We start from the raw sequence: 16,917 nt of genomic DNA on the forward strand, positions 1-16,917 counted from the left end.
GGTCAGCACCGGGCGGCGGGCGGGAGCCGGCGGGCGGGCGCCGCGGCCGCCGCCCGTTCCCGGGCGACCAGGTCGGCGTACCAGTGGAAGGACGTCTTGGGTGTGCGCGCCAGGGTCTGGAAGTCGACGTGGACCAGGCCGAAGCGGTTGCCGTAGCCGCTGCCCCACTCGAAGGTGTCCAGCAGCGACCACAGGAAGAAGCCGCGCACGTCGGCGCCGGCGGCGACGGCGTCGCGCAGGGCGCGCTGGTAGACCGCGAGATAGGCGATGCGGTGCGGGTCGTCGACCGCGCCGGCGGCGTCCGGCGCGTCGCTGCCGCCGCAGCCGTTCTCCGTCACCACGATGGGCGTGCGGTAGCGCCGGGTGATGGCCAGCAGTTCGTCGCGGAAGGCGTCGGGGAAGATGGGCCAGCCCACGCCGTGGTCGGGCTGGTCCGGCGGCGCGGCGCCCCAGCCGTAGCCCCAGGTGCCGGCCGGGTCGGCCTTGGCGAAGATGGGGCCGTAGTGGTTGAGGCCGAACCAGTCCACCGGCCGGCAGATCCGGGCGAGGTCGCCGGCTGCCACGTAGGGCTCCAGCGCGGCGGCGAGCCGCGGCGGGTAGTGGCCCAGCAGCTGGGGGTCGGGAAAGGCGAGGTTCCAGTGCTCGTCCAGCAGGGCGGCGGCGGCGCGGTCCTCGGCGGTGTCGCTCTCCGGCACCACCACCTGGCGGTTGTGGATGGCGCCGATCGATGCGCCCGGCACCAGCGACCGCAGCACGTCGACCCCGGCGCCGTGGGCGAGGTTGACGTGGTGTATGGCGCGCAGGTGCTGGTCGCGGTCGACGATCCCCGGGGCCGCCCAGGGGATGGCGTAGCCGAACAGGGTGAACACCGAGAACTCGTTGAAGGTGGCCCAGCGGGTGACCCGGTCGCCGTAGCGGCGGGCGCACAGGGCGGCGTAGTCGGCGTACCAGCCCGCGCAGTCGCGGCTGGACCAGCCGCCGAGGTCGTGGAGCGCCAGCGGCAGGTCCCAGTGGTAGAGGCACAGCCAGGGCTCGACGCCCGCCTCCAGCAGGGCGTCGATGACGCGGTCGTAGAAGTCGAGGCCGGTCGGGTTGACCGCCCCACGCCCCTTCGGCAGCACCCGCGGCCAGGAGACCGACAGCCGGTAGGCGTCGACGCCCAGCCGGCGCAGCAGGGCCACGTCCTCGGGCCAGCGGTGGTAGTGGTCGCAGGCGACGTCGCCGGTGTCGCCGTTGTGGACCGCCCCGACGGTCCGGCAATGGCGGTCCCAGATGCTGGGGCCGCGCCCGTCCTCGGCCGCCGCTCCCTCGATCTGGTAGGCGGAGGTGGAGACGCCCCAGACGAAGTCGGCGCGCAGCGGGGCCGCGGCGGGCGGCGGGGTGGGCATCGACGGGCACTCCGGTGGCGGGGGGACGGCGCCCGATCCTAGCGTCGGCGGCGCCGCCGCGGAACGGGCATGATGGCCGGGGACGGCCGGCCGGCAACCTTTCCCGCCGCCCGATGTTGGCTCGGCTTGGACCATCACAGCCTCAGGAGGACGGCATGCCGCTCAAGGCCATCGCGCTCAACTGCACCCTGAAGCCGTCCAGCCGGCCATCGTCGACCGATGCGATGATCGGCCTTCTGCTGGGCGACCTGGCACGCCACGGGGTGGAGGCGGCGGGCACCGTCCGGATCGCCGACCACGACGTCAAGCCGGGCGTCACCTCCGACGAGGGGCCCGGCGACGCCTGGCCCGCGCTGCGGCGCCGGGTGCTGGACGCCGACATCCTCGTGCTCGGCACGCCGATCTGGATGGGCCAGCCGTCGAGCGTCTGCAAGCGGGTGCTGGAGCGCATGGACGCCTTCCTCGGCGAGACCGACGCGCAGGGGCGCCTGGTGTCCTCCGGCAAGGTCGCGCTGGTCGCCGTCGTCGGCAACGAGGACGGCGCCCACCACGTCTCGGCCGCGCTGTTCCAGGCGCTGAACGACGTCGGGTTCACCCTGGCCGCCAACGCGGTGTGCTACTGGGTCGGCCGGGCCATGGAGAAGACCGATTTCAGGGATCTGGAACGGACGCCCGAGGCCATCCTTTCCACCTCCGCCATGGCCGCCCGCAACGCCGCACACCTCGCCCGCCTCCTCCAGGAGCGGCCCTACCCGGCCGGATGAGCCGCGCCGGGCGGGCCGGGCGCTACGCCGCCGGTTCCACCAGCCGGGCGCTCGCCTCGCGCAGCCGCACCGTGTCGCCGGCGCGCTCCAGCACCAGCGTGCGGCGGTGGTGGGCCGCCAGGCCGGGGTGGCTGCCGATGGTCAGCAGGGTGGCCCGCGGGAAGTCCTCGTCGAGCAGGGCCAGCAGCGCCTCCTCCTCGGCCGGGTCCAGGGAATCGGTGGCGTGTTCGACGAAGATCCAGTCGGGGCGGCGGATCAGCAGGCGGGCGAAGCCGAGCCGCTGCTGCTCCGGCAGGGTGAGCACCTCGTCCCAATGGCCGGCGTCGTCGAGGCGTGGCACCAGGTGGGCCAGACCGACCCGGGCCAGCGCCGCCTGCGCCGCCGCGTTGCCCACCGTCTCCGGGACGGCGGGGTAGCTGAGCGCCGCCCGCAACGCACCGTGGGGCAGGTAGGGGCGCTGCGGCATGAAGAAGACGCGGGTGTGGGCGGGCAGGGAGATCCGCCCGGTGCCCCAGGTCCACACCCGGGCGACGGCGCGGAACAGGCGCAGCGCGGCGCCGGCGTCGCCGGTGATCAGCACCCGCTCACCCGGCTCGACCGTCAGGTCGAACCGCTCGACCAGCGGCCGCCCGTCGGTCTCGGTGATGGCGACCCCGTGGAAGCAGAGGTTCCGCTCGGTGTCCAGGCGCTCCACCAGGATGCGCGCCCGGGCGTCGCCGTCGGCCGCCGCGTCGAGCTGGGTCAGCGCCTCGTGCAGGCCCAGCACGCGCTCCACCGAGGCCTTCCACTCCGCGGCGCGCGGCAGGTTGTCGATGGGCCATGACAGCGCCGCCACCGCCTGCTGGAAGGCCTGGGCGGTCTGCATCAGCACGCCCAGCGTGATCGCCCCGCCGATGTAGCGCGGCGCCGCCACCAGGATCGGCACGGCGGTCGACAGCACCGAATAGGCCGAGGTGAAGGTCATCATGTTGGACAGCGCCCGGGTCTGGCGGTGCCAGCCGCGGCGCACGCCCTGGAACAGCCCGCCCAGCCGGCGCCGCTCGTCGCCCTCGCCGTGCAGCAGGGCGACCTCCTGGGCGTGCTCGCGCACCCGGGCCAGGCCGAAGCGGAAATCCGCCTCGTACCGCTGGCGGCGGTTGGCGGCGTGCACCAGGGGCTGGCCGATCAGCATGGCGATGGTGGTGGCCGCCCCGGCGTAGAGCAGGGCGACATAGAGCAGGTATCCCGGCACCGCGACCGGGTGGCCGAACAGGGTGATCTCCGGCGCCCCCGACAGCTCCCACAGGATCGAGGTGAAGCTGAACAGCAGGAGCACGCAGTAGGTCAGCGAGAGGCCCAGCTCGAAGGCGTATTCCGTGGCGATGCGGACGTCCTCGGCGATGCGGCCGTCGGGGTTGTCATGCTCGCCCGGCAGATGGGTCACCTGGTGCTGCCGGCCCTGCGACACCCAGTCGTTCAGCAGCCGGTCGGTCAGCCAGGCGCGCCAGCCCAGTTGCAGGCGCCGCTTCACCCGCAGGTGCAGCACGATGGTGACGATGTTGAGCGCGATGATGCCGACGATGGCGGCGATCATCGCCAGGAAGCGGTCCATGGAGCGTTGCTCCAGGGCGTCGAAGAAGCGCTGGCTCCACAGGTTGATCAGCACCGGCACGACCACGCTGACGACCGTCAGCGCCAGCAGCGCCGCCGACAGGAGGCGCACCTTCCAGCGGTCGGGACCCGACCAGTAGCCCCCCGCCAGGTCCAGGAAGCGGCGGGCGAAGGCGGCGCGGTGCGGCGGGGAGGGGGGCGGGGATGGGGGCGGGGGCGCTGCGGTCGGGGTGGCCATGGGGGTCCGCTCAGGCATCCAACACGCCACGGCGGGCAACCTCGGCCAGGAAGCGGTAGCTGTCCTTCGGTGTCCGTTCCAGCGTGTCGTAGTCGACGCGCACGATGCCGAAGCGTTTCGACAGGCCGAACGCCCACTCGAAGTTGTCGAGCAGGCTCCAGCAGAGATAGCCGGTGACGTTGCAGCCCGCGGCCGCCGCCCGGGCGACGGCGACGAGGTGGTCGCGCAGGAAGGCCACCCGCTCGGCGTCGCGGATCCGGCCGTCCGCCGACACCGCGTCATCGTAGGCGGCGCCGTTCTCGGCGACGAACACCGGAAGGTTGTCGTAGCGGTCGCGCATCTCGCACAGCAGGTCGTACAGGCCGTCCGGCTGCACCGGCCAGGCCATGGCGGTCCAGCGGTCGCAGTGGGCGTCGCCCCACCCGACGTCGAACGGCCGCCCGGCCTCGTGCTTCATGGTCATGCGCGAGTAGTAGTTGATGCCCAGGAGGTCGAGGGGGAAGCGGATCGCCTCCGCGTCGCCGGGCCGGACGATCGCCGCCATGCGCGCGGCCAGCAGGGGCGGGATGGCGCCGCGCAGCACGCCGTCCAGCGCCACCCGGTTCCACACCGCGTCCCAGCGCGCCGCGGCGGCCAGGTTCTCCGGCCGGTCGTCCTCGGCCCGGCAGGGCTGGAGGTTGATCACCGTGCCCAGGCGGAGCCCGGCGTGCTCGGCCCGCAGGGCGCGGAGCGCCGCCCCCTGGGCCAGGTTCTGGTGGTGCAGGGCGCGCAGGATGCCGTCCTCCCCCAGGCGGTGGCCGGGGGCGTGCTCGCCGGTGCCGTAGCCGTGGGTCGCCACCACGTTGGGCTCGTTCAGCATCATCCAGTCGCCGACCCGGTCGGCCAGGCGGGCCGCCACCACCCGGGCGTAGTCGGCGAAGGCGCCGACGATGCCCCGGCCCTGCCAGCCGCCGTCGTCCTCCAGGGGCTGCGGCAGGTCCCAGTGGTGGAGGCAGGCGATCGGCCGGATGCCGGCGGCCAGCAGCCCGTCCACCAGGCGGTCGTAGAAGTCCAGGCCCGGCCCGTTGACCGCGCCGCGCCCCTGGGGCAGGACGCGCGGCCAGGCGATGGAGAAGCGGTAGGCGGTGAAACCCGCCTCCTTCATCAGCGCCACATCCCCGGTCCAGCGGTGGTAGTGGTCGCAGGCCACGGCGGCGCTGCTGCCGTCCTGGATGCGCCCGGCGGCCGTGAAGGTGTCCCACACGCAGGCCCCGCGCCCCTCGGCGTCGACCGCCCCCTCGATCTGGTAGGCGGCGGTGGAGGCGCCCCACAGGAATCCCTTCGGAAAGGCATAGGCGGTCATGGTCGGTGTCCCACGCGGCGGCGTCGACGAAGCATGACGCATCCCGCGCCGCCGCGCCACGGCTCTCCACCGGCGACGAATTTTTGTTGCATTGCAATGCGTTGCAATCACGGTGCGGCAAAATCGCGGGGCGACACGGGCACGGCTTGGGCTTAGGCTGTGGTCATGGGCAGGCGCGGAGTCGGGCCATGAGCGGGCGCAGCGGCGACACCACGAAGATCGTCTTCATCGGCGCCGGCAGCGCCGCCTTCGGGGTCAGCCTCTTTCAGGACCTGTTCGCCACGGACGAGCTGGCGGGCGCCACCCTGGTCCTGGTCGACACCGACCCGGCGGCGCTGGAGCGCATGGCCGGGCTGGCGCGGCGCCTCGACGCGGCCACCGGCCGGTCGCTGCGGATCGAGCACACCACCGACCGCCGGGCCGCCCTCGACGGCGCCGGATTCGTCGTCAACTCCGTGGCCATCGACCGCAACCGCCTGTGGCAGCTCGACTTCGAGATCCCCCGGAAGCACGGCATCCGTCACACGCTGGGGGAGAACGGCGGGCCCGGCGGACTGTTCTTCACCCTGCGCACCCTGCCGCTGATCTTCGACCTCGCCCGCGACGTGGCCGACCTCTGCCCCGAGGCCCTGTTCATCAACTTCTCCAATCCGGAAAGCCGGATCGTGCTGGCGCTGGGGCGCCACACGCCGCTGAAGGCGATGGGGCTGTGCCACGGCATCTTCATGGCCCGGTGGTTCGTCTGCCAGATCCTCGGCCGGCCGGAGGCCGAGGTGGAGGTGGTGGGGGCCGGTCTCAACCACTTCCAGTGGCTGACCCACATCCGCGAGGCCGCCACCGGCCGCGACCTCTACCCGGCGCTGCGCGCGCGCGAGGCGGCGCACGACCCCGCCTTCACGCCCCTGACCCGGCGCCTCTTCCACGCCTTCGGGCTGTGGCCGACCTGCGGCGACGACCACATGGGCGAATACCTCCCCTACGGCTGGGAAGCCGGGGAGCGCGGCTTCGACTTCGCCGGCGACGCGACCAACCGCGCGTATCTCCAGACCCTGATCGACGAGGTGGTGGCGGGCACCCGCCCCCTGCCCGAGGATTGGCTGAAGCCGTCCTGGGGGGAGCGGGCGGTGGCGGCCATCGGCGGCGTCCTGCACAACCGCAAGCGCTGGATCGAATCGGCCATCGTGATGAACCGCGGCGCCATCCCCAACCTGCCGCCGGACCTGGCGGTGGAGGTGCCGGTGGTGGCCGACGCCGGGGGCGTGCACCCCGTGTCGCTCGGGCCGCTGCCCGACGCCATCGCCAAGCTGCTCCAGGTCCAGGCCGGCGTGCAGCAGCTGGCGGTGGACGCGGCGGTCCACGCGTCGAAGGAGATCGCCCTGCAGGCCCTGCTGATCGACCCGGTCGTCACCTCCACCGACGCCGCGGTGGCGCTGCTGGACGAGCTGTGGGCGGTCAACGCGCCCTACATCCGGCCCTGCGTGTGAGGCGACGCCTGGGCGTCAGCGCTGGAAGTCGTAGACCGCCCCCAGCCGCAGCAGCCCGGTCAGCTCGTCCAGCGCCCGGCGGCCCTCGTCGAGCAGGTGGGGATCGCGCAGGTCGTCGGGGGCGAGGCGGTCGCGGTAGTGCCGGCCGATCCAGGACTCCAGCGCCGTGGCCCGGGCCGGGTCGAGGAACGCCGCGGGGTTGGCGGCCGCGCGTTCGGCAGCGTTCAGCACCACCCGCAGGCGCAGGCAGGCCGGGCCGCCGCCGTTTCGCATGCTCTGGCGCAGGTCGACGTGCAGGGCCTCGGCGATCGGGCCGCCGGCCGCCAGCGTCTCCGCCACCCAGGCGGCGACCGCCGGCTCCTCCCGGCATTCCGCGGGCAGCAGCAGGAGCATGCCGCCCTCCGGACGGTCGAGGAGCTGGGAGTTGAAGAGGTAGCTGCGGATCGCCGCCTCCACCGGCACCCGGGCGACCGGCACGGGGATGGGGTGCAGCGCCGTTCCCACCCCGTCCAGCGCGCGGCGCAGGGTGTCGAGCACCGCCGGGGTGTCGACGAAGGCGTGCTCGCAGAACAGCAGCACCGGGCCGTTGCCCACCGCCACCACGTCGTTGTGGAAGGCACCGGCGTCGACCACGGCGGGAGCCTGCTGGGCGAACACCGTGCGGGCCGGGTCGAGGCGGTGCAGGCGCGCCACCGCCGCCGCGGCCTCGGCGGTCTGGCGGGCGGGGTAGCGGGCCGGCGCCGGGCCGCCGGCGGCGAAGGCACGGCGGCCGTGGACGAAGAATTCGACCCCCGGGGCGCCGTGGCGGGCGGCCAGGCGGGTGTGGTTGGCCGCCCCCTCGTCGCCGAAGGCGGCGTGGGCGGGCAGGGGCGGGTGGTGGGCGAAGCGCTCCCCTTCGGGAAACAGGGCGCGCAGCACCCGGGCGGTCACCGTGGCCTCGATGGCGCGGTGGGGCATGGCGACCAGGTTGGCGGGCGTCAGGTGGACGCGGCCGTCGGCGCAGTCGGCCGAGGGCGACACGGTGGCGGCGTTCGCCGCCCACATCGCCGACGCCGAGGCGCAGGCCAGCACCAGGCTGGGGTCGGCCCGCCACGCCGCCTCCAGCACCGCGCCGTCGCTGCCGGCGAAGCCCAGGGCGCGCAGGGTCGGCAGGTGCGGGCGCTCGTGGGGCGGCAGCACCCCCTGGACGACGCCGCGCTCCATCAGCAGGCGCATCTTCGCCAGTCCCTGGCGGGCCGCCGCCCGCGGGTCGGAGGCGCGCCGCGCGTTGCCGGCCGAGGCGACGTTGCCCCAGGACAGGCCGGCGAAGCTGTGGGTCGGTCCGGCCAGCCCGTCGAAATTGGCCTCCACCGTGCGTTCCCCGTCCCCGGTCATGGCGCCAGCCCGGTCATCGCGGGGGTCGGGTCCTCCGGCCGCGGGGCCTCCAGCGACGCGATGGGGTGGGCGCAGTAATCCGCCGCGTACCACGCCGAGGGGCGGTGGTTGCCGCTGGCGCCGATTCCGCCGAACGGCGCGGCGCTGGAGGCGCCGGTGAGCGGCCGGTTCCAGTTGACGATGCCGGCCCGGGCGGCGTGGCGGAACCGTTCCCACAGCGCCCCGTCGTCGGACACCAGCCCCGCCGCCAGCCCATAGCGGGTGGCGTTGGCCTCGGCCAGCGCCGCCTCGAACCCGGTGACCCGCACCACCTGCAGGAGCGGCCCGAACAGTTCCTCGTCCGGGCGTGCCGCGACGCCGGTCACGTCGACCAGACCCGGGGCGAGGAAGGGACGGCCGGGCACGGTGCGGGCCAGCGGGCGCAGCGCCTCCGCCCCGGCCGCCAGCAGCCCGTCCTGGGCCGCCAGCAGGGCGTCGGCGGCGGCGTTGTCGATGACCGGCCCCATGAAGGGCGCCGGCTCGGCGTCCGGCGGGCCGACGCGCAGCCGGCCGGCCAGCGCCGCGACCGCGGCCACCACCCGGTCGCCCTCCGGTCCCGCCGGCACGATCAGGCGGCGCGCGCAGGTGCAGCGCTGCCCGGCGGTGGCGTAGGCCGAGGAGACGACGATGCCGGCGGCCGCCGCGGTGTCCGCGACGCTCCACACCACCAGCGGGTTGTTGCCGCCCATCTCCAGCGCCAGGATGGTGCCGGGCCGGCCGGCGAAGCGGCGGTGCAGGGCCGTGCCGGTGGCGGCGCTGCCGGTGAAGAACAGGCCGTCGATGCCGGGGTGGTCGGCCAGGGCGGCGCCGGTGTCCCGCCCGCCCGGCACCAGGCACAGCACGCCCGCCGGCAGGCCGGCCTCGACCCAGCACGCGGCCATGCGCTCGGCCACCAGCGGCGTGCGTTCGCTGGGCTTGAAGATGGCGCAGTTGCCGGCGATCAGCGCCGGAACGATGTGGCCGTTGGGCAGGTGCCCGGGGAAATTGTAGGGGCCGAACACCGCCACGACGCCGTGCGGGCGGTGGCGCAGCGTGGCGGCACCGGCCCCCTCCCCGGCGCGGCGTTCCCCGGTGCGCTCGTGGTAGGCCGCCACCGACAGCGCGACCTTGCCGATCATCGCCGCGACCTCGGCCGCGGCCTCCCAGCGGGGCTTGCCGGTTTCCGCGGCGATGGCGGCGGCCAGCCCGTCGCGCCGCGCCTCGAGCACGGCGCGGTAGGCCTCGGCCACGGCGATGCGGGCGGCGGGGCCACAGCCGGCCCAGCCGGGCTGGGCGGTGCGGGCGACCACCACCGCCTCGGCCACGTCGGCGGCGTCGGCCGATGGGGCCTCCCACACGGTGGCGCCGGTGCAGGGGTCCTCGGACCGCAGCCGCGGCCCGCGGCCGGCGCGCCAGTCGCCGATCAGCAGGGCGGGACGGGTCATCGGGCGCCTCCGTCGAGGGCGACCAGGCGCAGCGCGGCGCCCGGCCCGACGCCGAGGCGCCGCGCGTCGGCCTCGGCCAGCGCCACCCCGGTGCGGCCGCCATCGGCGCCGACCCGGGCATGGACGCGGGCGACGCGCAAGGCGGCGAGGTCGGTGGTGCCGGCGATGTGGGTGGGCGGGCCGCCGCCGGGAAACAGGCGCTCCACCGGCGCCTCCAGGCTGTCGCGCACCGTCCGGATGTCGTCGCGCCGCACCTCCACCAGCGGGCCGCCGTCGAAGATGTCGACGGCCTGGCAAAAGCGGAACCCCTCGCGCAGCAGCAGGGCCAGCGCCGGCTGGGCCTGGTCGTGGGGCTTGCCGACGGCGGCCTGGGCGTCGGGCGGCAGGAGGTCGACGTAGATCGGGTGCTTGGGCATGAGGTCGGCGATGAACTGGCAGTTGCCGAGGCCGCTCAACAGGTCGGCCTCGGGGAAGGGCATGCGGAAGAAGTGGCGGCCGATGGCGTCCCAGAACGGGCTCTGGTGGTCCTGGGTCAGCCAGCCCCGGATCTCCGCCACCACGGTGTCGGCGAAGCGGTCGGGGAACTGGGCCATGACCAGGTACCGGCTGCGTGCCAGAAGCTGGCCGTTGCCGCCGCCGCGCCGGCCCGGGGCGAGGTACAGGGTGCCGACCTCGGTGGCCCCGGTGAAGTCGTTGACCAGGGTCAGCAGCCGGGCGTCCACCCGCACCCCCAGCTCGCGCGACGTCTTGGTCAGGCGGACGATGCGGTAGTTGAAGAAGCCGGCCTCCAGCCCGACCGCGGAGAACAGCCCGGAGCTGCCGACGATGCGGCCGTCGGCCGGGTCCTCGGCCAGCATCAGGTAGGATTCCCCGCCGGGTGCCTCGATGGCGGCGGCGAAGGCCTCGCAGGAGCGGGCAATGCGGCGTTCCAGCGCCTCGGCGCTGGCGGGCAGGGTGGTGAGGCCGCCGCCGGCGGTCTCCGCCAGCCGCACCAGGGCGTCGCGGTCGGCCGGCCGGGCCGGCCGCAGCATCAACGCGCCCGCCGCGCTCACCGCCCGGCCTCCGTGCCGGCGGGCTCGGGCCAGGCGAACGCGCCGGCGCCCACCGCCATCAGCATGGTCGCGGACAGGGCGGCGCGCTCGACCAGGCTGTCCAGCCGCACGTACTCCCCGTCGCTGTGGATGAGGCCGCCGCGCGGGCCCAGCGTGTCGATGTTGGGGACCCCCGCGGCGGCCAGGTTGTTGCCGTCGCAGCACCCACCGGTGTCGCGCCAGGACACCGGCACCCCCAGCGCCGCCCCCAACCCGCCGACCCAGGCCTGGAGGTGGCGCTGGCGCGCGTCGGCCGGCTTGGGCGGGCGGGAGAACCCGCCGTGCAGGGTGGCGCGGATGCCGTCGCGCCGCTCCAGCGTGGCGGCGACGGCGGCGCATGCGGCCTCGGCCCAGGCGGCGTCCTCCGGGGTCGGGACCCGGATGTTGAGGTGGGCGTGGGCGGTGTCGGGAACGACGTTGCTGGGGGCGCCGCCGGTGACACGGGCCACGTTGACGGTCACGCCGGCGCGCCGGCCGTTGAGGGCGTCCAGCGCCACCATGGCCGACGCCAGCGCGGTCAGCGCGTTGCGCCCGTCGGCGAAGGCCCGCCCGGCGTGGGCGGCGCGGCCGTGGACCGACAGGGTGAAGGTGCCGCTGCCCTTGCGCGCCCCGGCCATGGTGCCGTCCTCCAGGGCGGGCTCGAACAGCATGGCGAAATCGGCGCCGGCGGCCGCCCGGGTCATGGCGGCGATGGAGTGGTGGGACCCGGTCTCCTCGTCCGGGTTCAGCAGCACCCGCCAGCCCACCCCGGCGGCGAAGGGGCTGCGCTCCAGCGCCAGCAGCGCGTGCAGCAGCACGGCGATGCCGCCTTTGGCGTCGGCGGCGCCGGGCCCGTTCAGGGTGTCGGCGTCCAGCGCCTGCACCGTTTGGAAGGGGTGGTCGGGCCCGAACACCGTGTCGTAGTGGATCGCCAGGACGATCCGGCGCTGCGCGTCGGGCCGGCGTTCCAGGCTCAGCAGGTCGCCGGCCGGGGTGGGATGGCGGTGCAGCGTGCCCAGGGGAGCGAAGTCGGCCGCCAGCGCGTCGGCCATGGCGGCGAGACCGGGGGGGGTGCCGGACCCGGAATTGATCGCCGCCCAGCGCTGCACCAGCCGCTCCATCGCCGGACGGCGGTCGTCCAGCCACGCCAGGTGCGGCCGCAGCGCGGCGATGTCCGGAGCTCCGATCACAGATCCCCCTTGCGCCCTGCCGGCCGCGGGGTGCGGCACACCGGCAGGGAGTCAAGTGGGATGGCGCCGCGCCGCGCCAAGCCGGCGCGGGCGATTCCGGGGCCGGGGAACCGCCGTGCGCGGCGACGACGGGCCGTGCGATGCGGAGTGGGGGGTCACCAACGCGGGGGAGGGCGGGGCGCTCGACCGGGAGATCGGCCGCAACGGACGCCCGCCGAGGGGGTAACCCCTGAGGGCCGCGGCGACGGGTGGTTGCGCAGGATGTTGCCATCCGTACCGCCCACCCGGAGCCCGTCCGCCATGCCGCGCCGCCCGCCGCCCGCCGATCTTTTCGATGTCCGCTGCCAGTTGCGCCAGCCCTGGCCGGCGGTGATCCGGGCGCGGCTCGCGGCCGCCGGCGGGTCCGGGGCGGGGATCGACGCCGGCTGCGAGCGGCTGGCCGCGGCGCTCGGCGCACCGGATGCGGTGGCGGTGTGGGCGCTGCTGATGTGGAACGCCTCCGTCACCCCGGATTTCGCGGCCCGCCTGCGCGCGTGGGTGCAGCGGGGGATGCCGCTGCCGGTTCCGCCGCCAGCGGCCGGCCGGCGGCCGGAGCGGCGGCCGGAGCGGCGGCGGCGTCCCACATCCCCAGACACGCCCGCGGCGTGACCACCGCGGCGCCGATGGCGCCGTCGCAGGACAGGAGGTGGGCGTCGTTGCTCACCAGGACCGACCCGGTGGCGGCGGCCAGCGCCGCGAACTTGCGGTCGCCCGGGTCCTGCACCACGGTGAATGCGCCGGGGTCGGTCGGCGCGGTGTGCTCGTCCTCCGCCCGGAAGAGGCCGGCGACGCGCGCCCATTCCAGCCGGGGGATGCGGGTCACGACCGCGCGTGTCTCGCTGCGGGTCGGCCCGTCCCACACCAGCCGAAGCCGTCCCTCGCGCACCGCCTCCAGCACGCGGGCGGCGGCGCTGTGCGGCTTGAACCCGGCGGCGACGAACACGTTGGTGTCGACCACCACGCGCGCCGGGCCGCCCGGGCCGCCCGGACCGTTGGTGGCGGACACCGCCGTCAGGCCGCCAGGGCGAGCTTCTGCACGGCGTCGCCCGGGGCCAGGGTGCCTTCCCACGGGGTGAGCGCCCGGCCGTCGTCGGCGAGGCGCCGCGGCTCGGTGTGGCCGACCACCGCCGTGTGCGCGGCCGAGAGCCGCACCAGGTCGCCGTCCTCCACCACCAGCGCGCGCTCCACGCCGCACTCGCGGGCGAGCCGGGCGTGCGCCTCCAGGTGCGCCATGGTGCCGTGCACCGGCACCGCGAAGCGCGGCCGCACCATCTCGTACATGCGGCGCAGGTCGTCGCGCTTGGGGTGGCCCGACACGTGGACCGGCGCGTCGGCCGGGGTCAGCACCGCGACGCCGCGGGCCCGCAGGTGGTCCTGGACGGAGCCGATGGCGTCCTCGTTGCCGGGGATGGCGCGGGCGGAGAAGATCGCGGTGTCGCCGGCCTCCAGCCAGAGCTGGCGGTGGTTGCCGCGGGCAACCCGGCTCAGCGCCGCGCGCTCCTCGCCCTGGCTGCCGGTGCACATCATCACCAGGGTGCGGCGGTCGGTCCACGCCGCCTCTTCGACGCTGAGGAAATCGGGCAGCCCGTCCAGGAAGCCGCAGGCGCGCGCCGCCGCCTCCATGCGCAGCAGCGACCGGCCGGCCAGCACCACCTTGCGGTCGTTGGCCGCCGCCGCCTCGGCCACCGCCCTCATGCGGGCGACGTTGGAGGCGAAGCCGGTCACCGCGATGGCACCCTTGCGGCCGGCGAAGGCCTCGATCAGCCCGGCGCGGGCCTCGGCTTCGGAGCCGGTGGCGCCCTCGACGTCGGCGTTGGTGCTGTCGCACAGCATGGCCAGCACCCCCTCGTCGCCGAGGCGCTTGAACGCCGCGATGTCGGCGGTCTGCCCCACCAGCGGCTCGGGGTCCAGCTTCCAGTCGCCGGTGTGCAGCACCGTGCCGGCACCGGTGCGGATGGCCAGGGCCACCGGCTCGGGGATCGAGTGGGTGACGGCAATGCTCTCGACCCGGAACGGGCCGACGTCGAAGGCGGCGCCGACCTCGAAGGTCTTCAGCCGCACCTCGCGCAGGCTGCCCTTCTCCTTCAGGCGCTCGCGGATCACCACCGAGGCGAAGGGCGTGGCGTAGATCGGGCAGGTCAGGCGCGGCCACAGATGGTGGATGGCGCCGATGTGGTCCTCGTGGGCGTGGGTGACGACCAGGCCGACCACGTCGTCCATGCGCCGCTCGATGAAGGTGGGATCGGCCATCAGGGCGTTGATGCCCGGCGCCTCGTCGCCCATGAAGGCGACGCCGGCGTCGACGATCAGCCATTTCCCGGCATGACCGTACAGCGCCATGTTCATGCCGATGCGCGAGCAGCCGCCGAGCGGCAGGAACAGCACCTCGTCGGCGCCCGGCACGGGGCCGACCTTGGGCCGGGCGGCGCGCGCCGGTGCGCGGCCGTGGTTCGGCGTTGCCGTGCCGCGGGATGCGGCCGGCCGGCCGTGGGACGCGGCGCGCCCACGGGATCTGTGAAGGCTCATAGACTCTCTTTTCGTGATCGTGCGGGTCGTTAGGGGACGTCTTCGTGCGGTGCCGGCATTCGACGCTGCCAGGCGGGCGTGCACCGATCGGCGGTGCGTGATCCGTATCCTGCGTTCCGCGGCGGTGTCGGCGCCGGCCGGCGCCGTGCGGCCGGGGCGGCCGGGACACCGGCGGCGGAACGGGTGGGGTGACAAGACCCCGAAAGACGCTTCTGTATGTTGTGCGATGCGGCACGTTGTCAAGGGCATTCGCGCCGAGTCGCCCTCAGCATCCGTTGAGCGGGCGGATGCGTTCGATCAGCAACCCGCCGTTCCCCGGGGTCAGCGCGACATCGGCGGCGCCGTTGCACCGCCGGCCGCTGCGGTGCAGGTAGGTGTAGCGCACCCGGACGATCCGCTCGTCCAGGCGGCCGGTGGCATGGACCACCAGCGGTTCCGCCATGGCGCCGTAGAAGGCGGCGATGCCCTGCGGGTCGTACGCGCCGCGGCCGCGCTTCTCCGGGACCAGGAAGCTGTTCGCGGCGACCCCGTCGGCGCGCCCCAGCGCCGCGTAGAACCCCTGGACCACGGCCACCGCGTCCGTGCGCGCCGGCGGCGGGGGGGCGGGTGGCGCCGACGGGGGGGTGGGCGGGGCCGACAGGGGTGGCGCCGACGGCGGCATGGCAACCAGGGGCGTGGCGGGCGTGCTGATTGGGGGGGGCGCCCCCCGGTCCTGCGGCGGGGGCGGTGGCGCCGCTTCGGGAACGCGCGGCGTCGCATCGTGCAGCCGCAGCGGCGGCCGGTCGGCGGGGCGGGGCGGGGGATCGGGCAGCTGCGCGAACGCCGCGCCCGGCCATCCGGACCACAGGAGCGTGGCGAGCAGCAGCACGGCGGGCACGGGACGGCGCATCGGGCGGGTTTCTCCGGCAGCGGATCGCGGACGGCGGTGGCTGCGCGGGCCCGCCCGGTTCGTCACGGTGCCATGTCGCGCGCTGCCACGACGCACAGTGCCTGCGGACTGTCGAAATTTGTTGGAAAAAATCAAGCGACATTCAGCGGTTGCATGACAATGATGGCCAGGGCGCGACGTGACGCGGCAATGCGACCATGGCGCCGCGCGACGGGCCATGTTGCAGCGCATGGCGGTCCCATGTGGCCCGCATCACAACCGACGGGAAGGAAATGCAATCGTGACCAGGACGTTTCGTTCGGCGTTGCTTGCCGCCGCTGCGCTCGCCGTGAGCGCCGGTGCCAGCACCCCGGCTGCCGCGTGCAGCCCGGACTCCTACATCGGTACCGTCTGCTATTTCGCCAACCAGTTCTGCCCGCGCGGCTGGCTGCCGGCGGACGGCCGATTGCTCCCCATCAACGGCTACCAGGCGCTGTACGCCTTGCTCGGAACGACGTATGGCGGCGATGCCCGGACCAATTTCGGGCTGCCGGACCTGCGCGGCCGAGCGCCCGTCGGCCCCGGCCAAGGTCCGGGATTGAGCCCCTACCAGGTGGGGCAGCAGGACGGCCAGCGGCAGGTGACCGTGGCGGTGCCGCTGCCTTGGCACACCCACGGCGCCATCTTCACGAGCAGCGGCGGCAGCGGCCGCACCGTCGGCGGCACCGTCGACATTCCACTCGACGGCGCGGTGAGCGGCCTGCCCTTCAGTGCCAGCGCCAATCTGAACGTCTCCGCCGACGCGAAGATCGGCACCACGAACGTTGCCGGGCGCAACCAGAACGTTGGTGACAACGTGCTGCTGACATCCGGCAGTTCGCCGGCGCCGAACATCTACGCTCCGGCGGGGAACGGCAACACCACGATCATCGGCCCGGCGGGCGCGGTAACCGGCAGCGCGACCGGTACCGTGAGCGGCACCGCGTCCGGCGGGACGCTCGTCGGCAGCGCCAAGGGCGACGTCACCCTCACCGTCACCGGCGGCAGCGGCGGCACGGTGACGGTCGAGCCGACCGGCGTGCCGGACGCCGCCATGACCGTTCCCACCCAGGCGCCGGTGTTGGCCTTGACCGCCTGCATCATGGAGAACGGCATCTTCCCTGACCGGCCCTGACCGGGCCACAACCGGCGCGTCACAGCGCGGCTCCGCCCGTCGGTCGGGCGGGGCCGCCCTGGTCGCGACCACGGAGGCGGTGCCGGAGCGCCGCACCCGGCCCGGCGGTGGCAGCCGCGACGAGCGCCCGCGAGACATGTGTGGATCAAGCGTTGCGTGGCGGAGTTGCCGTGGGCTGCCGTTGCCGGTCCGCATCAGGCGCTGGCAACGCAAGGTTAAGCGAACGTAAAACACGTCACAGGTCACCGGGTGTCAGGAGCTGGCCGCGGGTGCGGTGACTTGGCGTGCGATTCGATTGGAGTCGGCCCGACTACTGTGTTGGGGCATCGGGACCGTTCGCATGCGGCGTTTCTTGTCTTGCGAGGACGGCGTATGCCGCGGTATATCGCTTTCATACGGTTTGCCAG

General features: G+C 74.7%; 13 protein-coding genes. 3 read left to right on the forward strand and 10 right to left on the reverse strand.

Features of this window, described 5'->3' with window-relative positions; genetic code table 11:
• Window positions 1-2: 2 nt before the first annotated feature.
• A complete protein-coding gene (locus AC6H2I_RS17390) occupies window positions 3-1,388 on the reverse strand; it encodes a GH1 family beta-glucosidase (RefSeq protein ID WP_497501942.1) in 1,386 nt (461 codons plus the stop codon).
• A gap of 155 nt (window positions 1,389-1,543) precedes the next feature.
• Between AC6H2I_RS17390 and AC6H2I_RS17395 the strand changes: the two genes are divergently transcribed.
• Window positions 1,544-2,152 (forward strand): flavodoxin family protein, encoded by a 609-nt coding sequence (locus AC6H2I_RS17395; protein ID WP_497501943.1) that lies wholly within the window; start codon window positions 1,544-1,546, stop codon window positions 2,150-2,152.
• A 22-nt stretch (window positions 2,153-2,174) separates the two neighbouring features.
• On the opposite strand, the gene AC6H2I_RS17400 is transcribed toward AC6H2I_RS17395, so the two are convergent.
• Window positions 2,175-3,980 carry an ABC transporter ATP-binding protein/permease gene (locus AC6H2I_RS17400; protein ID WP_497501944.1) on the reverse strand — a complete coding sequence of 602 codons (1,806 nt, stop codon included), beginning with the start codon at window positions 3,978-3,980 and terminating at the stop codon, window positions 2,175-2,177.
• Window positions 3,981-3,990: 10 nt separating this feature from the next.
• Window positions 3,991-5,322 carry a GH1 family beta-glucosidase gene (locus AC6H2I_RS17405; RefSeq protein WP_497501945.1) on the reverse strand — a complete coding sequence of 444 codons (1,332 nt, stop codon included), beginning with the start codon at window positions 5,320-5,322 and terminating at the stop codon, window positions 3,991-3,993.
• 188 nt (window positions 5,323-5,510) lie between these two features.
• Here AC6H2I_RS17405 and AC6H2I_RS17410 point away from each other — a divergent pair, with 188 nt between their 5' ends.
• Window positions 5,511-6,806, forward strand: coding sequence for a family 4 glycosyl hydrolase (locus AC6H2I_RS17410; protein ID WP_497501946.1), 1,296 nt, complete (start codon window positions 5,511-5,513; stop codon window positions 6,804-6,806).
• Window positions 6,807-6,821: 15 nt separating this feature from the next.
• On the opposite strand, the gene astB is transcribed toward AC6H2I_RS17410, so the two are convergent.
• From astB to AC6H2I_RS17445, 7 genes are all read right to left on the reverse strand, one after another.
• A complete protein-coding gene (gene astB / locus AC6H2I_RS17415) occupies window positions 6,822-8,180 on the reverse strand; it encodes an N-succinylarginine dihydrolase (RefSeq protein WP_497501947.1) in 1,359 nt (452 codons plus the stop codon).
• Window positions 8,177-9,643 (reverse strand): succinylglutamate-semialdehyde dehydrogenase, encoded by a 1,467-nt coding sequence (gene astD, locus AC6H2I_RS17420; RefSeq protein WP_497501948.1) that lies wholly within the window; start codon window positions 9,641-9,643, stop codon window positions 8,177-8,179. Before astD ends, astB begins: the two co-directional genes overlap by 4 nt.
• Window positions 9,640-10,695, reverse strand: a complete 1,056-nt coding sequence (locus tag AC6H2I_RS17425; protein ID WP_497501949.1) for an arginine N-succinyltransferase — start codon at window positions 10,693-10,695, stop codon at window positions 9,640-9,642. Before AC6H2I_RS17425 ends, astD begins: the two co-directional genes overlap by 4 nt.
• Window positions 10,692-11,903: a hydrolase gene (locus AC6H2I_RS17430; protein WP_497501950.1), complete on the reverse strand. Its 1,212-nt coding sequence runs from the start codon at window positions 11,901-11,903 to the stop codon at window positions 10,692-10,694. The genes AC6H2I_RS17425 and AC6H2I_RS17430 overlap by 4 nt, the downstream gene beginning before the upstream one ends.
• Window positions 11,904-12,405: 502 nt before the next feature.
• Window positions 12,406-12,948, reverse strand: coding sequence for a PIN domain-containing protein (locus AC6H2I_RS17435; RefSeq protein ID WP_497501951.1), 543 nt, complete (start codon window positions 12,946-12,948; stop codon window positions 12,406-12,408).
• 5 nt (window positions 12,949-12,953) lie between these two features.
• Window positions 12,954-14,345, reverse strand: a complete 1,392-nt coding sequence (locus AC6H2I_RS17440; protein ID WP_497501952.1) for a ribonuclease J — start codon at window positions 14,343-14,345, stop codon at window positions 12,954-12,956.
• 388 nt (window positions 14,346-14,733) lie between these two features.
• A complete protein-coding gene (locus AC6H2I_RS17445; protein ID WP_497501953.1) occupies window positions 14,734-15,357 on the reverse strand; it encodes a hypothetical protein in 624 nt (207 codons plus the stop codon).
• 280 nt (window positions 15,358-15,637) lie between these two features.
• Here AC6H2I_RS17445 and AC6H2I_RS17450 point away from each other — a divergent pair, with 280 nt between their 5' ends.
• Window positions 15,638-16,510, forward strand: coding sequence for a phage tail protein (locus AC6H2I_RS17450; protein WP_497501954.1), 873 nt, complete (start codon window positions 15,638-15,640; stop codon window positions 16,508-16,510).
• Window positions 16,511-16,917 lie beyond the last annotated feature (407 nt).

This window comes from Azospirillum sp. NS33, assembly GCF_059703765.1.

What these genes read in the sequence shown, in the direction of transcription:
- AC6H2I_RS17390 (WP_497501942.1), bottom strand. Translation starts at nt 1,388, where the DNA reads ATGCCCACCCCGCCGCCCGCCGCGGCCCCGCTGCGCGCCGACTTCGTC.
- AC6H2I_RS17395 (WP_497501943.1), top strand. Translation starts at nt 1,544, where the DNA reads ATGCCGCTCAAGGCCATCGCGCTCAACTGCACCCTGAAGCCGTCCAGC.
- AC6H2I_RS17400 (WP_497501944.1), bottom strand. Translation starts at nt 3,980, where the DNA reads ATGGCCACCCCGACCGCAGCGCCCCCGCCCCCATCCCCGCCCCCCTCC.
- AC6H2I_RS17405 (WP_497501945.1), bottom strand. Translation starts at nt 5,322, where the DNA reads ATGACCGCCTATGCCTTTCCGAAGGGATTCCTGTGGGGCGCCTCCACC.
- AC6H2I_RS17410 (WP_497501946.1), top strand. Translation starts at nt 5,511, where the DNA reads ATGAGCGGGCGCAGCGGCGACACCACGAAGATCGTCTTCATCGGCGCC.
- astB (WP_497501947.1), bottom strand. Translation starts at nt 8,180, where the DNA reads ATGACCGGGGACGGGGAACGCACGGTGGAGGCCAATTTCGACGGGCTG.
- astD (WP_497501948.1), bottom strand. Translation starts at nt 9,643, where the DNA reads ATGACCCGTCCCGCCCTGCTGATCGGCGACTGGCGCGCCGGCCGCGGG.
- AC6H2I_RS17445 (WP_497501953.1), bottom strand. Translation starts at nt 15,357, where the DNA reads ATGCGCCGTCCCGTGCCCGCCGTGCTGCTGCTCGCCACGCTCCTGTGG.